This is a genomic window from Deinococcus arboris (genome assembly GCF_009755355.1).
Lineage (GTDB): Bacteria > Deinococcota > Deinococci > Deinococcales > Deinococcaceae > Deinococcus > Deinococcus betulae.
Genome location: NZ_WQLB01000002.1, coordinates 227,643 through 252,478, shown reverse-complemented (window position 1 = coordinate 252,478; position 24,836 = coordinate 227,643). Strand labels below are relative to the sequence as shown.

Below are 24,836 nucleotides of genomic sequence, written 5' to 3'. Positions count from 1 at the left end.
ATTGGCTTGAGTCTTCTTATGTGAGAAGTGGGCGCTAGGCTGAGGAGGAAGTGCAGCGCACGCCGGTAGGGGAGATTGGGGCATTTCCCTCTCTACGAACCTCTGGAGCATCAACTCAGGCCGGCTCCCATGACTGTGGCGAGTGACCTCTGATGAATCCCACACCGACGCACTTGTTGGGGGCAGCATGGTGCCTCGCCAACCAGATAGGATCATCAGATAAACTAGGAAAATTATTTTCTTCAGATTTGTCAGACGGCAGAAAAAATAAATCTATTCTTGAGGCGTTTTAGTGAATCAGTACGTTATACACGAGATAAGCCATCTTCGGCAGTATTCTATCTGTCTAGATATGCAGCAATTTATTTTCACACTTTTGCCTTGAGCCAGATGTATAACAGTGAAGTCGCCACAGCTGAATAGAGTCGCCCTGTTCCAGGGCTGCCATTTCTGTCTGACCTGACAAGGAGGCTTGCCGTGTACCGATTCCCGCGCACCCGCTTGTTGCTGACTGCCCTTTTGGCTCTGGCTGCCTGTTCCCAGACCCCGGACCCCGGTGTGACTGGGGCTCAAGACTCGCTGCTTCAAGTGCAGGCGACCGGGCCCACGGCAACGTTTGACAGCACGGGCACCTGGGACACGGGCTTCACCGGCCGCATCACCCTCACCAACCCCGGCCCCAGCGCCATCACCGGCTGGACCCTCAAGTTCAAGTTCAACGGCAACGCCGCTGCCGGCAGCAGCGCCTGGGGTGCGGGCGGCAGCATCACCAGAGACAGCAGTGGCCTGTACACCATTACCCCCAACGCCTGGGGCGGCGCCACCATCCCCGCCGGTGGCAGCGTCACCATTGGTTATGACGGCGCCGGGCAACTCACGGGCGTCAACACCTGTACCCTCAACGGGGCCAGCTGTGCCGGCACGACCACCCCACCCCCGGGCGGTGACACCACCGCCCCCACCGTGTCGCTCAGCGCGAGTCCAGGGACGGTGACGAGTGCCGGGAACGTGACACTGACGGCCACAGCGTCGGACAACGTGGGGGTGACGAAGGTGGAGTTCTATCAGGGCACGCGGCTGCTGAGCACCGACACGACGGCGCCGTTCACGGCGTCGGAGGCGGTCATCAGTGCCAACAACGGGAGCCGCAGCTACAGTGCCAAAGCCTTTGATGCCGCTAGTAACACCAAGACAGCCGCCGCCACTGTCACTGTCTCCATCGGTTCTACCCCGCCGCCTTCAACCAACAAGGCCATTTATGTGGGGTACGCGGGCACTTGGCAGACCAGCGTGAGCGACCTGACCACGGGCAACATTCCGCCTTACTACACCGACCTCAACCTGTCGTTCGCCCGTCCAGACACGACCTATGTCAAAGGCAGCTACGCCTTCGATCAGGCGGTGGCCGGCTTTGAATTTGCCGAGGGCGCGTCTACCCCCAACGGTCAGCGGAAGTTCACGGCGGCGCAGGCACAGACCCTGCGCAGCAATGTCGCCGCTCTGAAAGCGCGCGGCACGCGGGTGTGGATCAGTGTGGGGGGCTGGGCGTACAGCCAGGGCAGTCAGTGGGCCAGCTTTAACGCCAAGCGCGTGGTTGATCTGGCCGAAGACCTGGGGGCCAGCGGCGTGGACATTGACTGGGAATCCAGCGGCAGCAGCTGCAATAAGTTGGCAGATGCCCAATTCTCTTGCAGTAAAGATGCCGAAATCAAGAACATCATCAACACCCTGGATGCTGAGATTGCCGCGCGTGGCCTGAACACGCAGATCAGCATTGCGGGCTGGAGTACAGGTGCCTATTACGTGAAAGGCACGCCCTGGGAAGAAGGCAAGGTGCAGTGGGGCAGTCCGTTTGGCGGCACCATGTACCGCGTGGTGCGTGACCTGGGCGCCAAGATTGACCGCGTCAACCTGATGTCCTATGACGGCGGCACCTACTATGATCCGCGCGAGGGCTACGAGAGCTACCGCGCCATTTACGGTGGCCCTATCGCCATGGGGCTGGAAGTCGCCCCTGAGGGCAGCGGCGGCGCCATCCTGAAACTGAACGCCGAACCCGGCACTGTGTACGACGCCGAGATGAACACCGGCACCAACAACGAGGCCACCCGCTATTACAACGTCGAAACCCTGGCCACCTACATGAAAAACAAGGGCCGACCCGGCGACGGCATGATGCTGTGGCAGGTCTGGAAAGAGCGCGTGTACGCCAAGCCCCCCGCCGGCGCTGCCGGTGTAAACAGCACTGGGCAGAAGGTGTGTCAGCTGTTGGTGGTCAACGCCAACTGCTCGGGAACCGTGCCTGACCTGCCGCCGGCACAGTAAAAAAGCGCGCTGGCCCTATACCCCATTAGAACAGCAGGCGGCCCTGATCTTAGGGCTGCCTGTTATGTTTACCGTTCCGGTTCTTCGTAGTTCGGTAGGCTGTCGGGTCAAGTCACTGGTGCCTACCGATAGCCTTCGCCTTTAGGTGTATTTCAAGGCTTCCATCAGCTCTTCGACCAGTTCCAGACTGTCCCCGCGTGTGGAGGCGGTGGCAACGTGGGCCTCCAGATGGCCGCGCAGGACCACTTCACCCGCTCCCGACAGTGCGCCCTGGACCGCCTTGATTTGCCGCAGCACGTCCACGCAGTACACATTGGGATCGTCCAGCATTCGCACAATGCTGTCCAGATGTCCGCGGGCAATGCTCAGGCGCCGCGCGGCCCGCTTGCGCGCTTCCTCGGGCATGCAGAGGGTGGCGGGGTCGTGACAGGCGGCGCGCGCCACGTCAGCTGCGAAGCTGGGCGCTGTAGCCTTCTGCACTGACCGCCTGAACCAGCGCCTGCGGGTCAACCGAACCTGTCACCGTGGCCTGGCCTGCTGGCAGATTCACCTGAGCGTTCTCCACACCTGGAACGGCCAGTAGCGCTTCACGCACCGCACGCTCGCAGTGGCCGCAGGTCATCCCGGTAATCGAAAGTTCCGTCGTCATGCGCGGATGCTACCCCCCCAGGGGGGGTGCGTCAAGGCGTGGCCAGGGAGGTCGGGTCAGCCGGCTGGACAGTGGCGTTTTGTCTGGTAGAGAGGCAAGGAGGCCGGCGGCGAAAGCAAGAAATCTCTGTTTTAAGGCCCTGTCTTCTCGCTGGCCCTCGGGACCGAAGGATGTTCGTCTCCTTCTGCTTGACCCTCCCCCTGAAGTCGAAACGGGTCAGCCAGTTGCACCAGGTTGCGGCCGGCGGCTTTGGCGGCGTAGAGCGCGGCGTCGGCCTCTTGCAGGGTGCGCTTGAGTGGAATGCCCGGCTGCATGATGGCCACCCCGAAGCTCCCGGTGACGGTGAGGTCGGGAGCGAGATCGTCCCAGGTGAGCGTGTGCAGGGCGGCGCGCAGCTCCTCGCAGACCTGCTGCGCTTCGGCCAGAGTCAGGCCCTGCAAAATCAGCAGAAATTCCTCGCCGCCAAAGCGGGCCAGGCATTCCTGATCACTCAGCTGGGCGCTGAGGTGCTGCACCACCCGGATCAGAACCTCGTCGCCTATGGCGTGCCCAAAACGGTCATTGACACTCTTGAAATGGTCAATATCCATCAGGGCCACACTGCTGACCCGGCCTCGCTGGGCCTCTTCCCAGAGGGCCGCCAGAGCCTCCAGGGCCACCGAGCGGTTGGGGGCGCCCGTCAGCGGATCGTGGGTGGCCGCCTCCGCCATGGCCTGCGCACGCACCTCGGCCTCGCGGGCCTGGCGTTCAATCTGCCGCAGCTGCGCGCCCTGCTGAAAAAAGGCGCGGTAGAGCGCTTCGGTGCGCTGCGTCAGCTGCCGCTGCACCCCAAACGCCTCGCGGAAGTGCCCCTGCTGCGCTCGGGCGTCAGCCACCGCCTGCCAGGCGTGAACCGCCAGCAGTTCCCGGCTGTCCTGCTCAAACAGCAGCGCGGCCTCCTGGGCGTCGGTGATGACAGCGGCCCAGGCGCGGCGCTCGGCATGTACGCCGGCGCGTTCGAGCAGGGCGCGGCCCAAATGCGTTCTGATGCCACTGGCGCGGGCCAGGTGAATGCGTTCGGTGGCCAGGGCCAGGGCCTCATCGGTATGGCGGCGCAGCAGGGCGTAGGCCGTCAGGGAATCCAGGATGTCTGGCTGCCAGCGCGGCGCCAGCTGTTCGTCGCGGCGCATGGTCCCCAGCACAGCGGCCGACGCCTGCACCTGGGCTTCCACGCCTGGGCGCAGGCCCGGTGGCACCTCGTTCTGGCGGAGGGCCAGACTCGATCCCTTGACATAGTTGATGTGAAACGACTGGTACAGCTCGGTGCCCACGCGCTCGTCCACGATCAGCAGGCCAGCGGCGTGTTCGGAGGTCAGCAAGGCGTGCAGCCGCAAGGTGGCCGCGCTGTACAGTCCGCGTTCCAGCTCAAAATGAGACGCATTCACCGCTGCCAGGGCCACCCCGCGCACGTAGCCGCTGGCGCGGGACAGGGCGTCGGCCTCGGCAAAGTGACTGCTGGCCCCCAGGTCGTCGTAAGCCTCGCCCATCACCAGGGCCACCGTGACATGCGCTTTCACTTCTAACGCCGGCTCGCCAGCACTGCGGGCTACGTCCAGACACTGCACGGCGTGGGTCATGGCCAGGGCCGATTCGCCCAGGTCCAGCGCGACGTAGGCGGCGTCCCGGTGCAGCATGGTCAGGTCGGCCGGCGCACTTACATGCGGAAGCTGGGCAGTCAAAGCCGCCAGCTCGTTCCGCGCCTGCCCCAGATCGGTCACCGTGATGAAGCACCCCACTTGAAACTCGAATACGTCAGCGACGTCATTGCGGCCTATACTACCGCGTCCAGGGTGTGATTTTTGGACTCTTTGAATGCCGGGCTGAGAGCTACCAGCAGGTGCCCAGCCTTGCAGGAGTGCCCGAAAGGGAAAAACAGACCGTGCCCTCCGATCTGCTTAGGGCTGGGGTCAAATGCTGGCTTGCCGGTATTAGTGTCAAACATAAAGGCGAGCCAGTACCATAAGGGCCCGTGCGGCCCTGTTCTTCATGCTCTCCACGTCCGTCTCTTTCAGGAGTTTGCCCATGAGCCTTGTCCGGTCTGCGGATACCCTGGCCCTGACCAACCTCACCGATCAGGCCCTCCGGGTGCGGGCCGTTGAGGCGGCCGCCACCTACGACCTTGAACTGCTGGTCCAGATGACGATGGCGTACATGCTTGCTGGTAGCCGCAAAGGAGCCCGCACCAGTCCAAAAACACTGGAGGCCTACAGTCTGGCCGTGCGGGATTTTGTGCCGTGGGCCCAGGCTCAGGGGGTCCAACTGCTCCGGCCGGGTCGGCGCGACGGCGGCCGCTATGTGGCGCAGCTCCAGACCCGGCCGTCACAGGGCCGTGGCCGGACGGGCACCCTGAGTGCTTCAACCGTGGCGCAGTACGTGGCGGGCGCGCGGGCGCTGTACCGGGCGTTGCGTTGGGCAGGCGCAACGGAGGCCCAGCCCTTCGAGGACGCCCACGTCCCGCCTGATCCCACGCCGGGCATCGTCAAGAACCCGCCGTATATGCACGAGATCGACGAGGTGCTGGTTCAGTGTGAGCCCCGTCTTGCGGCCCTCCTGCTGCTCTGTGCCCATGCGGGGCTCCGCATCAGCGAGGCGCTGAATGTCACCGTGGGCGACCTGCGAGGGAGCCAGCTGGCTGTCCACGGGAAGGGCGGCAAAATCCGGCAGGTGCCTCTGGGCAAGCGGGTGCGCGCCGCCCTTGCGGGCCTCACCCCTGTCCGTTCGGATGGCGCGCTGTTCGACTGGACGTATCACCAGGCGAAGTACCAGATGTCACTTGCGTTCCGTGCAGCGGGGCAGAGGCATGCCTGGCGGGGCTTTCACGCCGCGCGCAAGCACTCAGGGACACGCCTGTACCGCGCCACTAAAGACTTTACCCGCGTCGGCCTGTTTCTCGGTCACTCTTCAGTGGACACCACCCGGCGCTATGTCGCGTTAGAAGAAAACGACGTGCAAAGCGAGGTGGAAGACTTCTAAAGTCAAAGCTGCTGTGATACGGACTCCGATTAAATCATTTGCAAAAACGGTTTAATCCGAGCAGAGCGAGTAGGAGCAGGGCGGGTTCCGGGCGTGGAGTTTGCAAACCAGTTCTGTTCTGGTTTGTAAACGGAACAGACGGAATCCGTATGAATTGGAGAGCCGGGCATGTTCTGCCAGGACAGGAAGGGGTTCGCTTGTCCGTAGACCGCGCAGTAGGAAAGCCAACTGCACTGGGTTCACAGATGAAGCTTCACATCCAGTTCTGCCTTGCCAGCGTCCTCTTGAAGGTGCTGTACTGCACCTGGCCTCGGCTGAATCAGCGACCTGATGGCTGCGCGGTCTCCATCAGGTCGCTGGCGAAGCGCCTCGTCCAGTCAAGTCTGCTTAGTTTGGCGACGGCAGAGGGCCTCAGAACTCAGCGGCGAGCCCTCACCAGGAGAATGCGATGCGTACACATGGATGGTTCCACCCTCTCAGTCGTCACAGGCTGCGCTGATGTCTCGCGTCTTTCTTGACCTGGCCATGTCCCTTGACGGCTTTATCGCAGGGCCACAGGGCGAGGACGGGGGCCTGCACGACTGGTATTTCGCTGAACAAGGCGCCGCCGACGACATCAAGCGGGAACTTCTGGACGGCATCGGGGCGATCATCCTGGGGCATACGGCGTTTGGGACAGCGCCCGACGGCTTTGACACCGAGTACCATGTGCCGCATTTCATCCTGACGCATCAGCCACGGCCCACCATCTCGCGCGGAGGGGCCACGTTCACCTTTGTCACGGATGGCCTTCACCGGTGCGTGGCCCAGGCCCGCGAGGCTGCCGGCCGCCGGGATGTCTGCGTGGCCGGCGGCGCGGAGCTTGCCCGGCAATGTCTCCAAGCTGGACTGCTGGACGCCCTACAGATTCATCTGGTGCCCGTCCTGTTGGGTGGAGGCTTGCCGCTGTTCGGCCATCTGGGCCAGCGCGTTCCCTTGGAACGTGTTCGTGTCGTCCAGTCGCCCCACGCCACGCATTTGACGTACAACATCGTCCGGCCACCGGCCTAAGCTAGAGAACCAGCAGGTCTATTCAGCGGCCGTAAGCGGCGTCGTTGCGGCTCTTGAAGAGGGCGTCCGACTCTCCGCGCCGCTCGGCGTACCGTTGCAGCTTGACCCGCTCAATAACCACTTCTTCGGCGTCTGGCTGTTCAGAAAGGATCTGCATCGTTTCCCTGATGTAGTCGGCCAGCGGGAGAGCATGGGGATTTGTGGCTTGCTGCGGGCCCTGCAGTTCCGTCTGTGTAAAGGGCGGAATCAGCTCAATCACTTGCACCGCCGTGTCCTGAAGCTGGTAGCGCAGCGTCTGGGTGTAGGCGTGCAGGCCGGCCTTCGTGGCGCTGTAGGCCGGGGTAAGGGCCCAGGGCGAGTAGGCAATCCCAGACGTCACCGTCAAGATGGCCGCGTGGGGCTGCTCGAGCAGATGCCCGATCAGGGCGGCAGTGAGGCGCATGGGACCGAGCAGGTTGGTGGTAACCGTCGTTTCGGCAGCTTCGGTGGTGCCGTCTTTGAGGTCTTCGTTGATCATGACGCCAGCGTTATGGATGACCACGTTTAAAGACGGCACTTCCTGAAGAAGGTGCTCGGCGAAGGTCTGAATGCCGTGGGCGCTTTCAAGGTCAAGGGGAATCCCCCGCATCCCAGGGTGGGCCGCCGTCACGGCGTCCAGGGCGTCTTGACGGCGACCAGCAATCACCACCTGATTCCCCAGCTGGTGAAAGGCCTCGGCGAGGGCGCGGCCAATGCCGCTGCCGCCGCCGGTAATCAGGATGGTGTTCCCAGTCATGTCCATAGGCGCCACTGTAAAACCGCAGTCCCTCCAGTGGAAGAAGGCACTGGCCAGTGCCATACATACTGCGAAGAAACCAAGGTAAAGGGGTGCAGAAGGGACTGAACGTCAATTGATGGCGTAGAGCCTTGCCGTGCGAGCAGCGGTCAGGTATGCCATCTGTTGGTGCTGAGCTGAACGTGACCACCGAGTAGAGGCGCCGCATCCCAACTGAGCAGAGCCTCAATCTCCTGCCAGTGGTGCGGCGCCCCCTATCGTTCACGGTTTGACGCGCTTCGATTCTCTTGGTGCCTCAGCCGTGAATCCAGGTGGAGTGACTGGCCAGGATGTGCGTCACGGCTGGAACAGAGCTGCGAAGCCTTGCACGGCGGAGTTCACTGTCCGCGTCAGCCCTCTGCGGGTTGCTGACGCTGGCGTGCTTCGGCGGTCACAGGGGTAAAGAAATTGAGCAGCGTGCCGTCTGGGTCCCGGCACAGCAGAGACCGGTTGCCCCAGGGCTGCGTAAGGGGCTCTTGAACCACCTCGGCCACCTGCCGGACCCGCTCGAAGACCTGATCGACATCGTCTACCAGGAACTCAACAATGACGCTCTGGTTGGCCGCTGGACGCACCAGTTCAGCGCCCATGTGAGCCATGGTTCTGGGATGGCCGATGGCCAGGGCCACCGCCGACCAGCGCAGTTCGGCAAAGTCTGCCGTGTACCGGGTGGCGACCTGACCTGTCACTGCTTCGTAAAATTGAATAAGACGGTCTACGTTCTCCGTCATCATGCGCAGGGAAACCAGTTGCATACTTCCTCCTCTCGTTTTAAACCACAGCTTTTACGCTACGATACGGTAGCGTAGCGTTAAAGGAAAAGCAAGCCATGTCCAGATCAACCCCAGCCACAGCAGACCCCAGGACGGACGCCCGAGTTTTGCGTTCCAGGGCGGCCATTCTGCAAGTCACACTTGATCTCCTGACGGAACAGGGCCTCGGGGGCATGAGTATTGATGAGGTCGCGCGCCGCTCTGGGATTGCCAAGACGACCATCTACCGGCATTGGCCGACTCGGTCAGCGCTGATCCTCGACGCCTGCGCCCTCCTGAGCGCCCACATGGACGTTCCGGCGACAGGCCACCTCCACGAGGACATCACGGCGCTTCTGACCTCTATTGCGGCTCAACTGCAGTCTTCACGCTGGTCCTCTGTCCTGCCCTCAGTGATGGACGCAGCCGAGCGCGACGCTGATCTGGCGGCGGTCTACAGCCAGCTGCAGCACAGTCACGCTCAGGCTGTTCGGATGGTCCTGACAGATGCCAGGACGCGAGGAGCGTTGCCGGACGCCGCTGATGTTGATCTGCTGACTGCCGGCCTGCTCGGCACCCTGTTCTACGGGCGCTGGTTCTCACGGCAGGCGCTCAGCGCCTCACAGATTGCCCAGCTGGTGACGATCATGCTGGGGCCGCCTGCCCAGGATGAACAGCTTTAGGTGCCCTCCTGTAAGCGCCGCGTTCGGTAGCGCCGCATTTTATTCCGACTGCCACAGGTGTCCATGGAACACCAGGCTTTCACTGCCGCTTTCGACGCATCGAAATAAGACGCGCCGCAGGTGGCGTCACGGCAGACTTTAAAGCGTCGCCAGACGCCCAGTTGCATGGCCTGGAGGGCCAACACCAGAAGCCGCGCGGCGGGATTGCCCTGGGCTGCTGTCGTGAGCGCCACTTGACCCTCGGCACCGACAGCGGGCCGCACGCCGTGAGTCGCAATCAACTGATTCAGCAGTGCAGCAGCCTCGTCGGGCGCGCCGCTGTCGATGCCATTGTTGTGCGCCTGGAGGCTTCTCAAGGCGCGGTGCAATTGGAGAGCGGTTTCACCGGAGGTCGCGACTTCAGCTTCAGGGACTTCAGGCCAGAGTCGCTGGTTCCAGACAAGCCAGTCCGGCGTCCCATCAGCAAAGTCATGCCAGAGGAACGACTCCAACACCCGAAACTTTTCGGGCGTGCCTTCACGGTGTTCTGGCATACGCCACCTCCTTGCCAAATAGGCGGTTACCACTCAAGATATTTATATGGTAACAGAATTGAGCGAGGGCTGTCAGGGGCGGAGTGAGCCATTTCGCGTGCAGTTTTCCCAGGATCTGCGGGCCGATCTTCGGCATCGGCTGGCGGCCGTGCGGTGGAGCGACGCCGTCACAGCCGACTGGCGCTATGGCATGAATCCAGAGGTGCTGAGAACGTTGATCGGCCACTGGCGGACCTCGTACGACTTTGACGCGGCAGAAGAGCGCTTGAATGCCATTCCGCAGTTTCGGGTCGAGATTGACGGGTTTGGAGTTCACTACCTTCTGCTGAAGGGGAGGGGACCGCGCCCTCGGCCCCTGCTGCTTATGAACGGGTGGCCCTCCAGTTTCGCGGAGTATCAGCGGCTGGCGCCTCGCCTGGCCGACCCTGAAGCGTTTGGAGGCGCTGCCGATGAGTCGTTTGACGTCATCATGCCCGCCCTGCCTGGCTTTGGCTTCTCCGACCGGCCTCGTCAGCCACATCAGGTCCTGGCAGAAGATCTTTTTCACCGCCTGATGACAGAGGAGCTGGGCTATACCCAGTATTTCGCGTCTGGGACTGATATCGGCGCAGGTGTGGCCACCCGGTTGGCCATGAAGTTTCCGCGAGCGGTGACAGGGATTCACCTGTCTGCCGTCGCAGACCCCCCGTTGACCCCGGCGTCCCGTCCCCTGTCACCAGCGGAAACCTACTACCTGGCGCAGGCCGACCAGTGGGCGCGGGAAGAGGGCGCCTACGAACACGTGCATTACACCCGGCCCCAGACCCTCGCCTTTGCGCTGAGTGATAGTCCGGTGGGACTGGCAAGTTGGATCGTGGAGAAGTTTGCCCTATGGAGCGACCACGGTGCGGGGGAAGACGTGTTGCAGGTCTTCCCGCTGGATCTGCTCATTGACAATCTGATGATTTACTGGGCCACGGAAACGATTGGTTCGTCCATGCGCTATTACTTCGATGACCGTCATTTTCGCTCTCCTCTCGCCGCAGAGGATCACGTCAACGTACCGACCGCCGTGTGCATGTGGCCCGCCGATCTGGTGACAGCTCCGAGAGAATGGGCGGAGCGGTTTTACGATGTCCGGCAGTATTCTCGGCCCGCACGGGGAGGCCATTTTCCAGCATGGGAAGCCCCTGAGGTGTACGCCGAGGATTTCCGGGCGTTCGTCCGGGCGCTGGCAACGGGCTGATGGTCAATCCTCCCAACCAAGAATGACGTGAGGTGAGGCCAGATTCAGTGAATCATTCCTCTGAGGCGAGCGAGAGGTCATCTTCGGGGAAGCCCTGGCAGTAGGGGTGGCGCGGCACTCAATGGCCATATGGAGGCTCTCTCGACATGCACGCCCTGAATCTGCGATAGATGCCTGCCTCTGAGGTCCTTCACCTCAAGTGTCTTCAAAAACGCTGTGGCCCATTTATGCCTGCTTTCAAGAAAAGGCCAGCGCATAAGCCTGGATTTCATGACTTGTTCATCTGACCGCGTACAGACCTACCACTCGCCTCAAGAGGGTATGGTGCTCTTGCCAGCCAATTTCAGGTGTTGCTGCGGACTCAGGGGGCAACCCCAGGGGGTTTTATGACGCTGTCTCGTTTTCTTCCCGTTCCCTTGACACTCAGCCTCCTCCTTGCGGCGTGTAGTCAGCCCACAGTCGCCCCGACAGCCGTCGTGACCGCGCCTGCGCAAACACAGGCCCAGGCAAAGACCAACGCGGCGCTACATACTTTTGCCCGGCAACTGGCCGCCGGCCTAACAGACCCCAACATGCGGTCTCTGATTGCACAGCAGACGGCCCTCCAGTTCGACGGAGATACGGAAGTCCTGTACCGCACTCTTGCCGCTCAGGCCGTCGGGTCCCGCACGTTTGCGCAGGCCCTGTCCACCGAACTCGGCGCGCAGAGCTTGACGGCGCTCACCGCTCAGGTTCCGAACTTGCAGGTGGCTGTACGCGGCGCGGCCTGGGATCCGGCGCGCACGATCCCCTGGGTGGCCGTGGCCCCAGAAGGCGGCGACGAATACGCGCCCGTGGTGGCCTACGATGCGCAGGGCCGCGCGCATCAACTTGATGGCCGCACGCCTCCAAGTGCGCCCGTGGTGGTGGTGGGCGTCAATGAGCGGGTAGACGCCGACGGTCAGCTGCTGAAGGAAGCGCCTTTACCCAGCGCGGCAATGGCTGCTCAGGGTTGTTACCAGGTCAAGCTGGTGCGGCTGGACCTCTATGACGACATGGAACCCTGGACCAAGGGGAAAGCAGAAATCTGGGTGGCTGTTAAAGGGACCGGGATTGGCTGGCACGGTCAGCTGAAGATGGTCACGGAACCGGGAGATTACCTGGATGCCATTCAGGTCTTTGGATGCACCAGCAGCGACGTGCGCTTCTACTGGTACGAGAAAGACGGGTCAAACTTTGACTTCGAAATCTCTGTGAATGGGTATGGGTTCGGCATCAAGATTGATGACAGCAATGACTTTTTAGGCAGTACCACCATGCGTAAATCGCTGTTTGAAGGTACCTCTGTCAATACTGTGAACCTCGGTAATCTGAAGCAGTACACCCACTGATACACGCAGCCTGGTGCCGGTCAACGCAGCAACTGGCATAGTCCCAAGGTATTGTTTGGGGCTATACCCGCGCACCAGACCGAATTATTTTTCTGCTGAAGCTGTGTGAAGGGCAGGGGTAGTACTACGTGCATATGTAGAGAGCTTCAGGTCTACTTTTCTTATTGAGCCTGAATGTGTGAGGTTGCCAAGATTCAGGGCCTCCGTCTGCCGTCAGGCCCCCCTACTTGATGCATAAGGCTCTTTGACGCACACAGTTCAGCCGTGATGGCCACCTGTTCAACTTTCTGGTGCACTCCGGGGGCCTCCCCATCAAACCCATCTCTTTGTCCTGAGATAGGTGTCAGTCAAGGAAGAAATCAGCCCCCAGGACGCTTTTACCTGGCTTGACTCAATGCGCCCGCTATTCCATTTCTATTGACTGCAAGGATAAGTCATGAAAGAAAAAGCCACGCTTCAACCCGTTCGTCGCCGATTCATTCAGAGGGCTGTCCAGACGCTTGCCGGGGTGACCCTGTTCGGGCTCAAACCAGCGGTGCTGGCACAAGCAACGGCGCCGGGGAGTAATCTGGCCCGCTCTCCTATCACGGACCCAGACGCGGCACTCCGCGAGCTGACGCTGGGCAACCTGAGGTTTCAGCAGGGCCAGATGACCCACCCGGACAATACCCTCGAACGCCGGACGCTGGTTGCCGCCAAGCAGCAGCCATACGCCATTATTTTTGCCTGCTCAGACTCTCGTGAGGCGCCGGAGCTCATCTTCGATGAAGGGCTAGGTGACCTTTTTGTGATCCGCACAGCCGGTCATGTGTTGGATGGTGCTGCTCTGGGGAGCCTGGAGTTTGGCGTTGCTGAACTGGGGATTCCTCTGCTGGTGGTGCTGGGACATGAACGCTGCGGCGCGGTGACGGCAACGATGGACGTTGTTGAGCGCAGGGCATTGGCTCCCGGCAACATAGAGACGCTGGTGGCCGCCATTCGCCCAGCAGTCCTTTACGGGAGGGGCGAAGGCGCGGCCCGTGTGGATCAGGTCGTGCGGGCCAACACAGCCCTGACCATCCAGCGGTTACAGCGCTCAGCCATCCTTGCTGAGGCCGTGGAGCGTGGAAAGCTCAAAATTGTTGGCGGCCACTATGATCTGGACACCGGCGCAGTGAGTTTTGGCGTCACCTTACCGGAGTAAGCCAGTGTCTTGGTGGGATGCAACCACGTGACAGCAGGGGAGCGTGGGGTAAGCGAAGTGGTGCCACGCAGTTGGCAAGACAGCAGCGCCGAAAGGCCTTCCCGCGCTGCCCAGTGTGCCAACTGACGGGGCATCACAGGGTCTAAAAGTGCCCTCACACTTGGGCCACCTGCTGAAGCCACCGCCCCCGCCCAAATTCAATTGCCAGAAACTCGGGTACGCGCCAGCCGATGCGCGCCCACTTGCCGGAACTGTTCTGCCAGGTGCTCGCCTGTCTGCACGGCCCTGGCCATCTGCTGACCTACGCCCGGCGCTTCAGCAGAGGACACCTCTGGTCCCGATGGGTGCAGCGTCACCTCTTCCACCGCGAGGCGGCCTACGATGACGCCCTCGGGGGAGAAGAGGAAGTGTTCCTGGACGCCCTGGGTCGCCTGCAGTTCCAGGTTGAACCGGAAGTGGCCGATCACAAGTGTCTCAGCGCTCAGGGTCCCCACCAGGGCCGCCGGGCCGCCGCTCCCGCCGGCCACCTTGAAGTCGATCAGCTGATCAAGCAGCAGCAGCCAGCGCGTCTTTTCGCCCTGGCCCAGGGGGAGCGCAAACACCCGGTCACCTTCCTGCCTGCTTTGCAGTCCAGCGCCCCGCAGACGGAACTCCAGGGTCGAGTTGACTTGTGGAGGAAGCCCGGAGTCGCCCAGCAGTTCAAGGTCCCGCACGATGAGGCCAGCGGAGGTGTCACTCCTGCCACTGCCTGTCAGGGCTGGCCTGGACAGACGGCGGCGTATGGTCCGGGCATGTTGACGGATTAACTGGGCTTCCAGCATGGAGGCCTGCTCGTCCCACCGACCTTCTCGCAAATAAAAGTTGACATCGGGCACGGCTGGCAGGGTCGCCGGCACAGCCAGGACAGCTGAGGCGTCCTCTGACGGCGGCAAGCGGAGCTGACTTAAGGCTTCAGCCACCTGGCGGACCGTTGCCACTTCAGCGTGGGTACTGCCGATCATGCCTTGAAGGGCGCTGGCGACCGCCACCGTGCAGGCGAGGTCAAAACTGGGGTCTGCTGTTTCCGATTCGGCAGCCAGAAACGTGTCTGGACCGCCTACATAGTAGGCCGGCTTATCTTCCGTCCAGCGCTCCAGCAGCAGATCATAGACGCGCTCTTCGGCGTCGTCGCCCTGAAGAGCCGTGAGTTGTGTCACCTCCACTTCGGTTTCACCTTGCTGCCAGCCCTGCAGACGACTGCCAGGGCGCAGGGCGGTTACCCCGTCTCTGATCCGGTCCGGCAAAGAGTCCATCAGCGCCCAGGGATCGACCGCAGCCAGTGCTGGAGCCAGCCCCGCCCCGCTGATTGCACAACGGAAAGGATGGGCGGAGGTGACAAAGACCTCCAGCCCGTTCAGCTGGTAGAGGGCCCGGCCCTGACGCAGAGGGCTTTCGACCAGAACCACCCGGCGAGGCCCCTGACTGGACAGAACCTCGTCTCCGATGGCAAGAGTCTCAATCGCCTGTGCAGCGCCGTCGGCCATCAATACCAGGGTCCCCCGTCCGAAACAGCTGCTGGGCGGCGGGTTGTACCAGTTGAGTGCCCCCCAGTTGCACAGGCTGGTGGCGTACCCATGAGGCTCTGAGGTGGAAAAGGGGATAGGGACGACCGGGGGATCGGAAGCGACGGCGGTCATCTCGGTTTCTGGCAGGTCGGCGGCAATGGTTCCGGCCGCCTGAGCGCTCACGTCACTGCCGCTGAGTGCAGCAAACCAGCTGGTGTACCCACCACTCCACCAGACGCCGGGACCCACCTGAGCCGGCACCGTGAGCCCGCCGGCGGCACTCCGCTGGATAATGTCATCCACGTTGGGCGCGCCCAGCGCCTTGAGGCTGATCCACAAATTGAACAGAAACCAGACGGCGGCGTTGGTGCTGTCGCCCCCCATGGCCACCGCCTGATTGATGTTGCTGGTGAACTGCCCTTTGACTGCCGCGTCGCTCAGCAGGCTCACCGCTGCGCTTCCCTGACCCGCACCCAGCACGGCCGAGACCACCGCAGCGGTCGGTGAGAAGCCGGTGGAAAACACGCCCAGGTAGCTGGCTGACAGCGCAGGCAGCAGCGCGGCATTGTCGCTACTGAGATCGGTGCTGAGTTTGCCGGTATCCAGCGAGGGAGAGACGGCCAGCCGAACCGCGTCCGTTAGCACAGTGACGCCAAAATTGCCCCACCACTGGTTGTTCAGGTTGCCACTGGCCGCCTGGACCTGGGTGGCCACCGCATTGGCCGTCGCTGACAGGGCCACGCCGCTATAGAAGGCATTCTGGTAGCCACTGAAGTTTCCATTGTACGAATAACTGGTGTAATAGCCGAAGCCGCTGTCGCTGGGATGAGGCGCGATGCCGGGATTGGGCATATTGACTTCCAGCAGGGTGGCGAGGGCGCTGCGGTGCACCTGTTCAATGGTCATGTCGCCGTAGTACGGGAGGGCATTGACGAGCGCGGTGACCTGGGTGAGTACGGGGTCGTCGGTCAGTGCCAGGGCAGCGCTGTTGTCAAGACTGCTGGTCATGGCCTGAGCGAACTGGGCCTGCAGCTGAGGGTAGGTACTCATTCATTCTCTCCTGAAGGCTGGGGAGGCCTGCTGAGGCGCATGTCTGGCCTCAGCGGTAACCTGCTGTTGACGCCTGGCGTTGTGAAACGCAGTTCGGGCAGACGCCCCTGCCAGAAGGACATGCTCCTGGCAGGGGCGTGCTGGTCAGGCGGGTGGAGTCGGTGCAGCCACGCTGAGGGTGAAGGTGGTCTGGGCGGTGCCGAGGGCGTTCTGGGCGGTCACGGTGTAGGTGCCGCTGGACGCTGGTGTGGCGGACTGACCCGTCGGCACCAGCGCGCCGGTCGTCGTCCCAAACGTCAGGAAGCTGGGCGCCTGAGGGCTCAGGGCGAAGGTGGCGGGCGTACTTGGATAGACCCCGTAGGCCGGCCCAAAACTCTGCTGGGTGGACGGCGTACTGTTCAGAATGAAGTTGACATCGACCATCTTCATGTAATTTGGCGCCATCCCCGACATCCGCAGGGTGAAGGTGGAGCCGCTGCCCGCCTGGTAGGTGACGCCGCTGGCAGTCTGCAGCAGGAAGCCAGCCGCCTGGGCCGGTGCGTAGTTGCCCTTCGCGTCCGGCAGGACGGCCTGCCAGGTCAGGTTGAGGGCCGCCAGATTCTTGCCGTCGCTCGTCAGGGTGGCGGTGCCGCTGGGCGTGCTCAGCCAGGTCTGGCTCGTGACTTTTGGCTCGTCTGCCAGGAGGCCCTGTGGCGGGTTGGCCGCCTTGGCCATCTGCGGACGGAACGCGACTGTCTGGTCATCCAGCAGACTGAGGAAGCCCGCAACCGGCGCACTCTTCGAATCAGGCTGAATCAGCGTGATGATCTGACTCAGGCCCTGCGCGTCGGTGGTAACTTGCCACACGCAGTCGGGGAGGGCTGTGGCCGCGCCCACGCCGATGGTGCCCTGCGGGTTGGCCGAGAGAACAGAGGTGCCAGCGCCCAGGGTGCAGCCGATCATCAGCAGGTTCTTCTGATCCGGGTTGATGTACTGCGTCACGTAATCCACGCTGCTCGCCTTGCCGGCCACGTAGAAGCCAGCAGGTTGGACATACTTCTTCACAAACTCCTCAACGGGGTCTGGCGGCGTCTGGGTCAACTCGTAAATCATCAGCCCCACCCCCGCCAGCGCCAGCAGCACAGCCAGAGGACCAGCCACTGAGATGAGACCGGCCATAAACCCGTCCGCCGCGATCAGGCCTCCTGAAACGGCCCATCCCCCCAGGGTGCCGAACAACATCAAAGAGCCGCTGACAATATTGATGATGTCGCTCGCCAGTTGAATGCCTTTCTCACCTTGGCTGATCTGGTAGATGCTGAACCCGATGCCCGCCAGGATGAACAGGGGCCCAACGCGGGTTGCAATAAACTCGTCCAGGTTTCGGCCGAAGACCTTCCCGACCCAGCCCGCCTGTTCCGCTGCCGTCTCGGCGCTGTTGACCAGTACGGCAGTCACGACCCCTTGATCCACCACCGCCAGTTTGCCAATGGTTCCTTCGGTATCGGCCAGCCAGCGGGCAGCCGAGTTGCCGATTCGGACCAGCCCCTGGTCCAGCGCGGAGTCTTCTCCTACTGTGATGATCTTGCTGACGGCGGCGGCCCGCTGCGCGCGGGTCATGCCTTCGACGCTGTAGATCGCGTAAATGCGGACCCCCCGCTTGACCACAGCTGCCACGATCTGGAGCCCAATCTGTGAGGCCTCGATCACGACCTGAGCTTTTTGGGCGTCGGTCAGTTTGTTCCACTGCTTGAACGTGGTCACGAGGTTGAACACGGCCAGGCCAGTGATTCCGCCGATCAGCAGGGAACCGAACAGATTGGAGACGGACGAGAATCTAGGGAACTTGGCCGTGAACCACTTGACGAAACGGTTGGCGATGAAGGGCAGCGCGAGGGCGTCCTGAATGGCACCCGAGAAGTCGCGCAGCGCCTCAAGCGAATCGTGCAGCATCTTGTCGGCGTCCTCATCTTGCAAGATGGCGCTGATCTGCGCGGCCGCCTGAGCGATCTGCTGATCTTCGTTGTTGAGGTTCTGCGTCACGAAGTACTGGAGATACTGCTTGATGAGATCGAAACTCTGGGCGTCGCCAGTAAAGCCGAACATGCTGGGCAAGATGTTCGTCGCCATGAAGGTGTTGATAGTGGTGGTGTACTGCTGCGCGAAGTAGCCGCTGGGATCCAGCGCGGTCAGCACAGCCACGTTCTGCTGAAAGAGCCGGGACAATGTCGTGCCGTCGCTGGACCCCGTGTTGATGCCCATTTGCAGCGCGATGTTGGCCAGGACCGCCGGCGTGGTGTTGTAGCTGTAAAAGGCGAACGCCCAGTACAGAGAATTGGTCTTGGCATAGGCCCCAACCGCCGTCACCTCGGTAATCAGCTTGGTTTTCAGGTCCGGGTCGGTGGCGTCGGCCACCACGTTGGTGTTGATGTCGTTGACGCTCTGGGCAATCTGCGCGTCAATCTGTGGACTGTAGGTGCCCGCATTGGTCTGCTGATCGGTCAGGTACTGGGCCGTCAGGGGAAAACGCTGCTGCCATTCGTAGGTGAAGAGCAGCTGGCTGTGCGTGTAGTACACCTTGGAGGTACCCACCTGCGATTTGAGCCACTGATCAGCGCGTGGGCCGTTCATATTGTTGCAGTTCACGTCGGAGCCGCCGGACATACCTGAGGTCATCACTGCCGTTGCCAGCGACTGATACCAGGCTTTCGGGTCAGCGACGCCCTCAACCGGCGAATTGGCCACCACCGCCAGCTCTCCAGTCAGTGACGGCTGCGGCTGCTGGGGAAATAGTAATTTCCACATGTCAGCCGGAATAAAGCTGTTCATGATGTTGCTCAGGTCGTTGGTAACAGCGGCCTGAACCGCGTCCCCCCACTGCCCCTGACTATTCTGAACGAAGGGGTTCATCGCCAGCAGGCCGTAAATGTCCAGGGTGCTGCTGTACAGGGCGTCTGTTGCCTCAGCGTGCCGCGCGGTCAAGGCGGGATGCAGGTCCTCATGGGCTTTAAGGGTCGCCAGTGCGTGATTGCCGCTCAGTCGCCGCAGCATCTGGCCCTGCCCGGCGTCGGCCAGCGAACCATCCGCCTCAAAGGTGGCCTGACCCTGCGCCGCCAGGCCCAGGCGCCCCCGCAAATCGGCAGGCAGGGTGTCCCAAAACAAGGTGTCACCACGGACGGCGGCCCCAGGCACCGGTTGTCCGTCTACCATCAACTGTCCATTGAAAATGCCGAACGGCGCCTGGCCCTCGGCTGCCTGGTAATAGCCGGTGATCCGCGCGTTTTGCCGGACCCCCCGCATCCCCACCAGAGTGCCTTGCGGGGCCAGATTGTCGATCATCATGACGCCGTCCAGCGCGCTGGCGGCGGCGTCTTCCACCACCTGCATCCAGTACGGATACACACTGTCTGGGCCGGTAAACGGCTCGCCCTGGTCATCTTGCGGAGGCACATTCGATTTGAAGGTGAGGTCCCAGACAGTCAGCCCGTGCCGATTGCCCAGCTGAAGCGTTGAGGCGAAGGTGCCCAGGCCAGGAGACCACGGCACGTCTTCGGTCTGGTTGTCCGTGAAGGTGAAGGTGATGGTTGGTGGCTGAAACGGCCCCCCGGTGGTCACGGTGTAGCTGAGGTTGAGCCGGCCCTTCACCCAGTCGGCATTGACCCACGCGGGTGAGGTGGGGTCCCAGTTGAACCCCACGACGGTGCCGCCGCTGGTTTCATAGGTGGCGCCGGTGTTGAGGGCCATGTCGCACAGAAAGTTGGCTGTGGACGAAGCGTCCACGTTGATAGGGGCGTCCACTGGGCCAATGACCCCCGTGCCGCCCCGGCCAGTGGTGAGCGTCAGCTGGCCGCCGCCGAAGGCGCCCCGCCAACTCAGCCGCCGGTCGTGACTGTCGTAGCGCCAGGCATCGCGCGGGAGCAGCAGTTGATCCAAGAAGAGCTGATCTTGCGAAGGATCGTGGACATCGGGCCGCAGCAAGGTGACCTGTCCCGGCAGTGGTCCCGCGCCGTTGTCAAAGGTGTTCATGCGGCTCAACGTGAACAGGTGCGCCTCAGTGCGGTCTGTTCGGGGCAGAGGCGTGGCGAGGTGGGTGGGCCGGGCCGCAGCCGAACGGTCAGTGAGTGCAGTCATGAGAAGCTCCTCTGGCACGTCTGTGCCAGATTGCGGGGCAAGGCTCAACTTAGAAGCAGGTGCTCACGGCGCTGCGACCCCGCAACGAGGCGGCGCCGTGGTGACCTGTAGGTCGGCCGGAACCGCTGAGGCCCGGCTGATCCTGCGGAGACCTTAGTTCACAGCTGGAAGCTCTTCAGGCAAGTGGCACACTCCAGGGGAAAAAGCAGAGCAAGACGGAAAGAATGGCGTTGCCCAAGGCGAGCGGCGCGCCTGTGGGCGGGTCAGCTGGCCTGGACAGTTTCATTGTTGAGTTTGGGCGTTATCCGCGCGTTAACGCCGGCGCTCTAAAGCTGCCGGCGTAGGACAACGTGGTGCCAAGCACTCAGCATCAAATTTGGCGCAGATAGAGATAAGCCTCGACGGTAAGAGAGGCCATCAGGGCGACCTGCAGAAACCCAAAGTGCCGTGAAACAGGCGGCGCGGCAGCTGTCTCCTTGGCGCCACCCACGAGAGCTGGGCATCCGCGTTGTTTTGCCAGCCACATGCCTGACTACGGGTTGGGAAAAGGGGAGTGTGAATTTAAAAACTGCCGTTCTGAAAGGACCTTTAAGCGCTTGGGGAGAGCTGTTGGATGATCTCGCCATCAAGAACGAAGACGTTGCTCGCCGGGCTGTGTCTGAATTGATGAGGCTTGCTCCAACCGGCAGCGCCCCAACTCCACTTTCCTTCTGCAGGAGCGAGCAAGCCCATTGCTGTTCCTGAAGGGCAATGTGGAGGCAGCGTCCAGAGCCTCACAGCAGTCTTCGGTGCGCTTGTCATCAAGCGCACCGAAGAGAGTCGATTCACAAATCGGTGTAAGAGAGTGACAGTCGCATACCAGGTGCAACAGAGCACCGCTTGCTGGTCAGCTGGGCGGAACCGGTTGCCCTGGCTGTAGGCAACCACCAATCGGGAGGGGAATAGGCAGAATGATGCCCACGCCGCCCTGGAGCGTATTGGAATTGGGTGTCCCTTCAGCTGAGGCAACAGAGGTATTCACAAGGGCGAGCAAAACGATGATGAGGGTGCGCATGGGTGTTCCTCCTGTGATCTAAGTGAGCACAGCGTAAAAACCGCTCGGAGAAAACTGGGAGAAACAGCACAATCGCCTGGAGAATGAATTCAGGCGGCTCGCTCGTTTCCTCGTACTGGACAGGCTTTTAGATCTGCTGACCTGTGGCCTGAGCCACATGTATACTGGGTCATCTCCCTCATCTTCTTGGTGGGAACCTCATTCTCTTTGTGCCTGCTCCCTGGAGTGCTGTGATGATTCCACGCCCCCTGCGTCATGAACTTCGCCGCACGCATCTCCTGGACCGTATTGAGCGCAGTGAAGAGAGCCTGGTGCTGCTGATTGCGCCGTCTGGCTTCGGCAAGACCACGCTGATGGCGCAGTCTGCCCGGCAGGGAGGACGCCGCTCTGCATGGCTGAGCTTGAGCCCAGATGACGGCGATCCCGCCATTTTCAACACCCGTTTTCTGCACACGCTGCGGGAGGCAATACCAGAAGCGCACCTGCCCGATGGGCCCCGCGAATTTATAGACCCCCGCAGCTGTGCCCGCGCCCTGAACGCACTGGACGACCACGTGCTGCTCACCCTGGATCATCTGCACCTGGCCCATGTCAATACCCTGCGCTGGTTGGCGGAATTCGTGCAGGACCTGCATGAAGGGCACCGTGTGCTGGCCGCCGCGCCGCGCCGCCCGGATTTGCCTCTGCCGACGGCGTTCATGGCCGAGCGGACGCTTCTGATTAGCGGGGACCAGTTGCGCTTTACGCCGCAGGAGACGCAGGCGTACTTCGAGCGGCGCGGCGCGTACGTGCCCGATCTGGTAGAGACGCGCGGCCTGAGCGGCTGGCCCGCCGGACTGGCGCTGCTGGCCGCGAACGCGCACGGCACGCTGTCCCCGCTGGATCTGGTGCGTGACCTCCTGTCTCGCCTGCCCAGCAAGGTGCGTGCGGCCTTCCCCGAGGCTGCCACCCTGGAGGAATGGAGCGAGACCCGCGCCCGAGACGCGCAGCTGTCACTTCCAGACGGCTGGATAGAGGCCGCACAGGATGTTGGGCTCCCCATGACACCGGTGGCACCAGGCCGCTTTGTGCCGCTCCAGGCGGTCATGGACGTTCTACGCGAAGAACTGGGACGCACACCCGAACGCGCCGCGCAGTTATACCGCCGGGCGGCGGAGCAGGCCGAGGCGCGCGGAGAGCCGCTGCTGGCTTTGCAGCACTACGAACGCGGGGGTCACGCTCTGCCCGCGCAGACTCTGGCCACGCGGCTGTGCAGTGAGTACCTGTGGCGCATTGACTACCCCTCTGTGCTGAGCACCCTGGAACAGTTGCGGCGCTGGCAGCCCCTTCCACCCCCCATGAACGCCGCGCTGGCACTGGCCCTTATTCGGACAGACCGCGTGCAGGAAGGCGAGTCGTTAGCGGCAAGCCTGCTGGAACAGGAGCTGGAACCCGACGCGCTGCGCGCACTGGCGCACGCCGCGCACCGCCGGGGCGAACGGCAGATGCAGCTGCATTACGCGCAGCTGCTCACCCAGCACGCACGGACACGCTCGCAGCGTGCCGACGCCGCGCGCCTGGAGGTGGCGGCGCTGCTGCGCCTGGGCCGCCCGCAGGAGGCTGCCGCCCGTGCCGACGTGCTGCTGGACACCTCTCAGGCTCTACACCCTCTGGAATGGGCCGGCACGTACTTCACGCTGCACACCATCTATGAAGAGCTGCGCGACCCGGTGCTGAGTGAACAGCATCTGCGCAGCGCTCTGGACCTGTACGAGTCTATGCACAGCCACCAGCAGATTGCCGTCTGTCTGAACGACCTGGCGATGCTGCGTGCTCAGGCGGGCGCGCTGGAAGAAGCGCAGGGGCTGGTGGGCCGCGCGCTGGACCTGATTGGCAGCAGCATGCCGGACCTTCGGGTGGTGTACCTGGAAACCCAGGGAGACGTGCTGCTGTGGAACGCAGAGTTTGGCGGCGCAGCGCAGGCCTATGCGCAGGCACTCGGCGCGGCGCGGCAGCGGCACCTGAGCCCACTCATTACCCGGATTCAGCTGGGTCACGCGCACACCCTGACCCAGCTGGGCGACTTTCCAGCGGCCCAGGAGGCGCTGGATGACGCCGCCGCCAATCTGCCGCCCACCGACCAGCCGCTGCGCGCCGCCCTGACCTTCACGCGGGCCGTGCTGGCCTTTGCCCAGGGCCAACTGGACGAAGCCCGGACCCTCTGGCAGGAAGACACTTCGGACAGCGACCTGCGCCGCGCCTACCTGGCCCTGCTGGATGGACAGTCCGGCTCTGTGCCGCTGCCCGGCTATCTGCGCCGCGCCCACAGCGTAACCCTGCGCGGCCCCGCACCGCCCATCAAGCCTGCTCCGGCTTTTCCTGCTGCCGAGGGCTTTACACTGCACCTCCAGACCTGCGGCAGTGTGCAGGCCACACTGAACGGCGCGCCTCTGCACCTGCCGTTCAGCCGGGCGGCGGACCTGCTGGCTTATCTGGCGCTGCAGGCCCAGGCGAGCCGGGCCGACATCATCCGGGACCTGTGGGACGGGTCAAACGACACGCGCGCCGTCAATTACGCCAAGCTCACCATTCGCAAGCTGCGCGCGGCCCTGGAAGATCACCTGCCGTTTAACCCACTGCCCTTTGAAAAGAACCTGTACGCCCTGGCCCCGGCCCTGACTGTCCACAGCGACGCCACGCTGATTCTGGACGCTGAACACAGCGCCGACCTGGACCTGCTGCGCCGCGCCGTGCAGGCCCACGCCGCGCCGTTCATGCCCGCCCTGGAAGGGGAGTGGGCCGAGGCCTTCCGCGAACGACTTCAGGGCGCCGCGCAGGCGGCTGGCCTGCGCCTGATGGCGCGCGCCGAGTTGCCCGAAGCGGTAGCCACCGCCCGGCACCTGCTGCATCTGGACCCCCTCCACGAGGCCACCTATCTGGCCCTGCTGGACGCTTACGAACAGGCGGGGGACACGGTGGGCGCGCAGGGCACCTACCGCGAGTATGCCCGCATGCTGGACCGTGAACTGGCGGCGCGTCCAGCGGCCCCCCTACGCGAACGCTACGCACGCTGAGACAGATATACGTCCGTCCCAGCTGGGAAAGCGCCGAACGGTCCTCGCCTTCAGCGCCCTGCAAACCCAATTCTGAAAACTTCTGACTGTTTCGGAACTGGCCTAGTGCCGCAGTGGGCTCTGCCGAAACGCTCCACCACAGGGATGCGGTGGAGGCGTTGACTGTGGGGCCTTTGCCGCAGCGCACTCGATAATTCCGTCGGTCAAGTCGGGCTGCACTCGAAAGGCGTGCCAGAAGTGAAACGCCTGTCTTCTCCTATTGGTGAATGCTGTTGGTGGAGTCCAGACGCCGTCGCTTGACAGGCCACCTGACCGAGACGACTCCCTTGCTGCCCAGCAGTGGACGCCTCCAATCTCGACGTGGGGATGTTTATCAAACCTCCATTTTTGCCCAGCCCTGTAAGCGGGCGTGCCGATCCTCCCGCCCGT

At 62.7% G+C, this 24,836-nt stretch carries 16 protein-coding genes; 8 read left to right on the top strand and 8 right to left on the bottom strand.

Translation table 11 applies throughout. From position 1 onward, the window contains the following. The first annotated feature begins 477 nt into the window (after window positions 1–477). Window positions 478–2,325 (top strand): cellulose binding domain-containing protein, encoded by a 1,848-nt coding sequence (locus GO986_RS02610; protein ID WP_369409098.1) that lies wholly within the window; start codon window positions 478–480, stop codon window positions 2,323–2,325. Between the two features lie 141 nt (window positions 2,326–2,466). Here the strand turns inward: GO986_RS02610 and GO986_RS02605 are convergent, their stop codons facing one another. The 3 genes from GO986_RS02605 to GO986_RS02595 all read right to left on the bottom strand — a co-directional run bounded on the left by GO986_RS02605 (window position 2,467) and on the right by GO986_RS02595 (window position 4,692). Continuing rightward, a complete protein-coding gene (locus GO986_RS02605; protein WP_157457711.1) occupies window positions 2,467–2,730 on the bottom strand; it encodes a metal-sensitive transcriptional regulator in 264 nt (87 codons plus the stop codon). Window positions 2,731–2,770: 40 nt separating this feature from the next. After that, a complete protein-coding gene (locus tag GO986_RS02600) occupies window positions 2,771–2,974 on the bottom strand; it encodes a CopZ family metallochaperone (RefSeq protein WP_157457646.1) in 204 nt (67 codons plus the stop codon). A 131-nt stretch (window positions 2,975–3,105) separates the two neighbouring features. Next, entirely contained in the window at window positions 3,106–4,692 is a 1,587-nt protein-coding gene (locus GO986_RS02595) for a GGDEF domain-containing protein (RefSeq protein WP_157457645.1), read from the bottom strand. A 343-nt stretch (window positions 4,693–5,035) separates the two neighbouring features. On the opposite strand from GO986_RS02595, the gene GO986_RS02590 reads away from it, so the two are divergent. Together GO986_RS02590 and GO986_RS02585 are read left to right on the top strand one after the other, a co-directional pair. After that, window positions 5,036–5,986 carry a tyrosine-type recombinase/integrase gene (locus GO986_RS02590; protein WP_157457644.1) on the top strand — a complete coding sequence of 317 codons (951 nt, stop codon included), beginning with the start codon at window positions 5,036–5,038 and terminating at the stop codon, window positions 5,984–5,986. Between the two features lie 498 nt (window positions 5,987–6,484). Next, on the top strand, window positions 6,485–7,036 hold the full coding sequence (locus GO986_RS02585) for a dihydrofolate reductase family protein (protein WP_157457643.1): 552 nt from the start codon (window positions 6,485–6,487) through the stop codon (window positions 7,034–7,036). A 22-nt stretch (window positions 7,037–7,058) separates the two neighbouring features. Here GO986_RS02585 and GO986_RS02580 read toward each other — a convergent pair whose 3' ends face one another. Both GO986_RS02580 and GO986_RS02575 read right to left on the bottom strand, forming a co-directional pair. Continuing rightward, window positions 7,059–7,817, bottom strand: a complete 759-nt coding sequence (locus tag GO986_RS02580) for an SDR family oxidoreductase (protein WP_157457642.1) — start codon at window positions 7,815–7,817, stop codon at window positions 7,059–7,061. Window positions 7,818–8,200: 383 nt separating this feature from the next. After that, on the bottom strand, window positions 8,201–8,605 hold the full coding sequence (locus GO986_RS02575; RefSeq protein WP_157457641.1) for a VOC family protein: 405 nt from the start codon (window positions 8,603–8,605) through the stop codon (window positions 8,201–8,203). 74 nt (window positions 8,606–8,679) lie between these two features. On the opposite strand from GO986_RS02575, the gene GO986_RS02570 reads away from it, so the two are divergent. Next, entirely contained in the window at window positions 8,680–9,285 is a 606-nt protein-coding gene (locus GO986_RS02570) for a TetR/AcrR family transcriptional regulator (RefSeq protein ID WP_157457640.1), read from the top strand. Here the strand turns inward: GO986_RS02570 and GO986_RS02565 are convergent. Next, complete coding sequence (locus GO986_RS02565; RefSeq protein WP_157457639.1) at window positions 9,282–9,818, bottom strand: CGNR zinc finger domain-containing protein; 537 nt, start codon at window positions 9,816–9,818, stop codon at window positions 9,282–9,284. The two genes, GO986_RS02570 and GO986_RS02565, sit on opposite strands and share 4 nt — an antisense overlap. 97 nt (window positions 9,819–9,915) lie before the next feature. On the opposite strand from GO986_RS02565, the gene GO986_RS02560 reads away from it, so the two are divergent. The 3 genes from GO986_RS02560 (at window position 9,916) to GO986_RS02550 (ending at window position 13,596) form a co-directional block, all read left to right on the top strand. Continuing rightward, window positions 9,916–11,043, top strand: coding sequence for an epoxide hydrolase family protein (locus GO986_RS02560; protein WP_198170361.1), 1,128 nt, complete (start codon window positions 9,916–9,918; stop codon window positions 11,041–11,043). Window positions 11,044–11,519: 476 nt separating this feature from the next. After that, window positions 11,520–12,413 (top strand): DUF3103 family protein, encoded by an 894-nt coding sequence (locus tag GO986_RS02555; protein ID WP_198170360.1) that lies wholly within the window; start codon window positions 11,520–11,522, stop codon window positions 12,411–12,413. A 436-nt stretch (window positions 12,414–12,849) separates the two neighbouring features. Then, window positions 12,850–13,596: a carbonic anhydrase gene (locus GO986_RS02550; RefSeq protein WP_157457636.1), complete on the top strand. Its 747-nt coding sequence runs from the start codon at window positions 12,850–12,852 to the stop codon at window positions 13,594–13,596. A gap of 197 nt (window positions 13,597–13,793) precedes the next feature. On the opposite strand, the gene GO986_RS02545 is transcribed toward GO986_RS02550, so the two are convergent. Together GO986_RS02545 and GO986_RS02540 are read right to left on the bottom strand one after the other, a co-directional pair. Next, window positions 13,794–16,190 (bottom strand): Hint domain-containing homing endonuclease, encoded by a 2,397-nt coding sequence (locus GO986_RS02545; RefSeq protein ID WP_157457635.1) that lies wholly within the window; start codon window positions 16,188–16,190, stop codon window positions 13,794–13,796. Window positions 16,191–16,334: 144 nt separating this feature from the next. Beyond that, on the bottom strand, window positions 16,335–20,300 hold the full coding sequence (locus GO986_RS02540) for an Ig domain-containing protein (protein ID WP_157457634.1): 3,966 nt from the start codon (window positions 20,298–20,300) through the stop codon (window positions 16,335–16,337). A gap of 1,287 nt (window positions 20,301–21,587) precedes the next feature. Between GO986_RS02540 and GO986_RS02535 the strand changes: the two genes are divergently transcribed. After that, complete coding sequence (locus tag GO986_RS02535) at window positions 21,588–24,407, top strand: AfsR/SARP family transcriptional regulator (RefSeq protein WP_157457633.1); 2,820 nt, start codon at window positions 21,588–21,590, stop codon at window positions 24,405–24,407. The last annotated feature ends 429 nt before the right edge of the window (window positions 24,408–24,836 follow it).

Excerpts from the sequence above, each read along its gene's own strand:
- GO986_RS02605 (WP_157457711.1), bottom strand. The coding sequence starts at position 2,730 with ATGCCCGAGGAAGCGCGCAAGCGGGCCGCGCGGCGCCTGAGCATTGCC.
- GO986_RS02600 (WP_157457646.1), bottom strand. The coding sequence starts at position 2,974 with ATGACGACGGAACTTTCGATTACCGGGATGACCTGCGGCCACTGCGAG.
- GO986_RS02590 (WP_157457644.1), top strand. The coding sequence starts at position 5,036 with ATGAGCCTTGTCCGGTCTGCGGATACCCTGGCCCTGACCAACCTCACC.
- GO986_RS02585 (WP_157457643.1), top strand. The coding sequence starts at position 6,485 with ATGTCTCGCGTCTTTCTTGACCTGGCCATGTCCCTTGACGGCTTTATC.
- GO986_RS02580 (WP_157457642.1), bottom strand. The coding sequence starts at position 7,817 with ATGGACATGACTGGGAACACCATCCTGATTACCGGCGGCGGCAGCGGC.
- GO986_RS02575 (WP_157457641.1), bottom strand. The coding sequence starts at position 8,605 with ATGCAACTGGTTTCCCTGCGCATGATGACGGAGAACGTAGACCGTCTT.
- GO986_RS02570 (WP_157457640.1), top strand. The coding sequence starts at position 8,680 with ATGTCCAGATCAACCCCAGCCACAGCAGACCCCAGGACGGACGCCCGA.
- GO986_RS02565 (WP_157457639.1), bottom strand. The coding sequence starts at position 9,818 with ATGCCAGAACACCGTGAAGGCACGCCCGAAAAGTTTCGGGTGTTGGAG.
- GO986_RS02550 (WP_157457636.1), top strand. The coding sequence starts at position 12,850 with ATGAAAGAAAAAGCCACGCTTCAACCCGTTCGTCGCCGATTCATTCAG.
- GO986_RS02545 (WP_157457635.1), bottom strand. The coding sequence starts at position 16,190 with ATGAGTACCTACCCTCAGCTGCAGGCCCAGTTCGCTCAGGCCATGACC.
- GO986_RS02540 (WP_157457634.1), bottom strand. The coding sequence starts at position 20,300 with ATGACTGCACTCACTGACCGTTCGGCTGCGGCCCGGCCCACCCACCTC.
- GO986_RS02535 (WP_157457633.1), top strand. The coding sequence starts at position 21,588 with ATGATTCCACGCCCCCTGCGTCATGAACTTCGCCGCACGCATCTCCTG.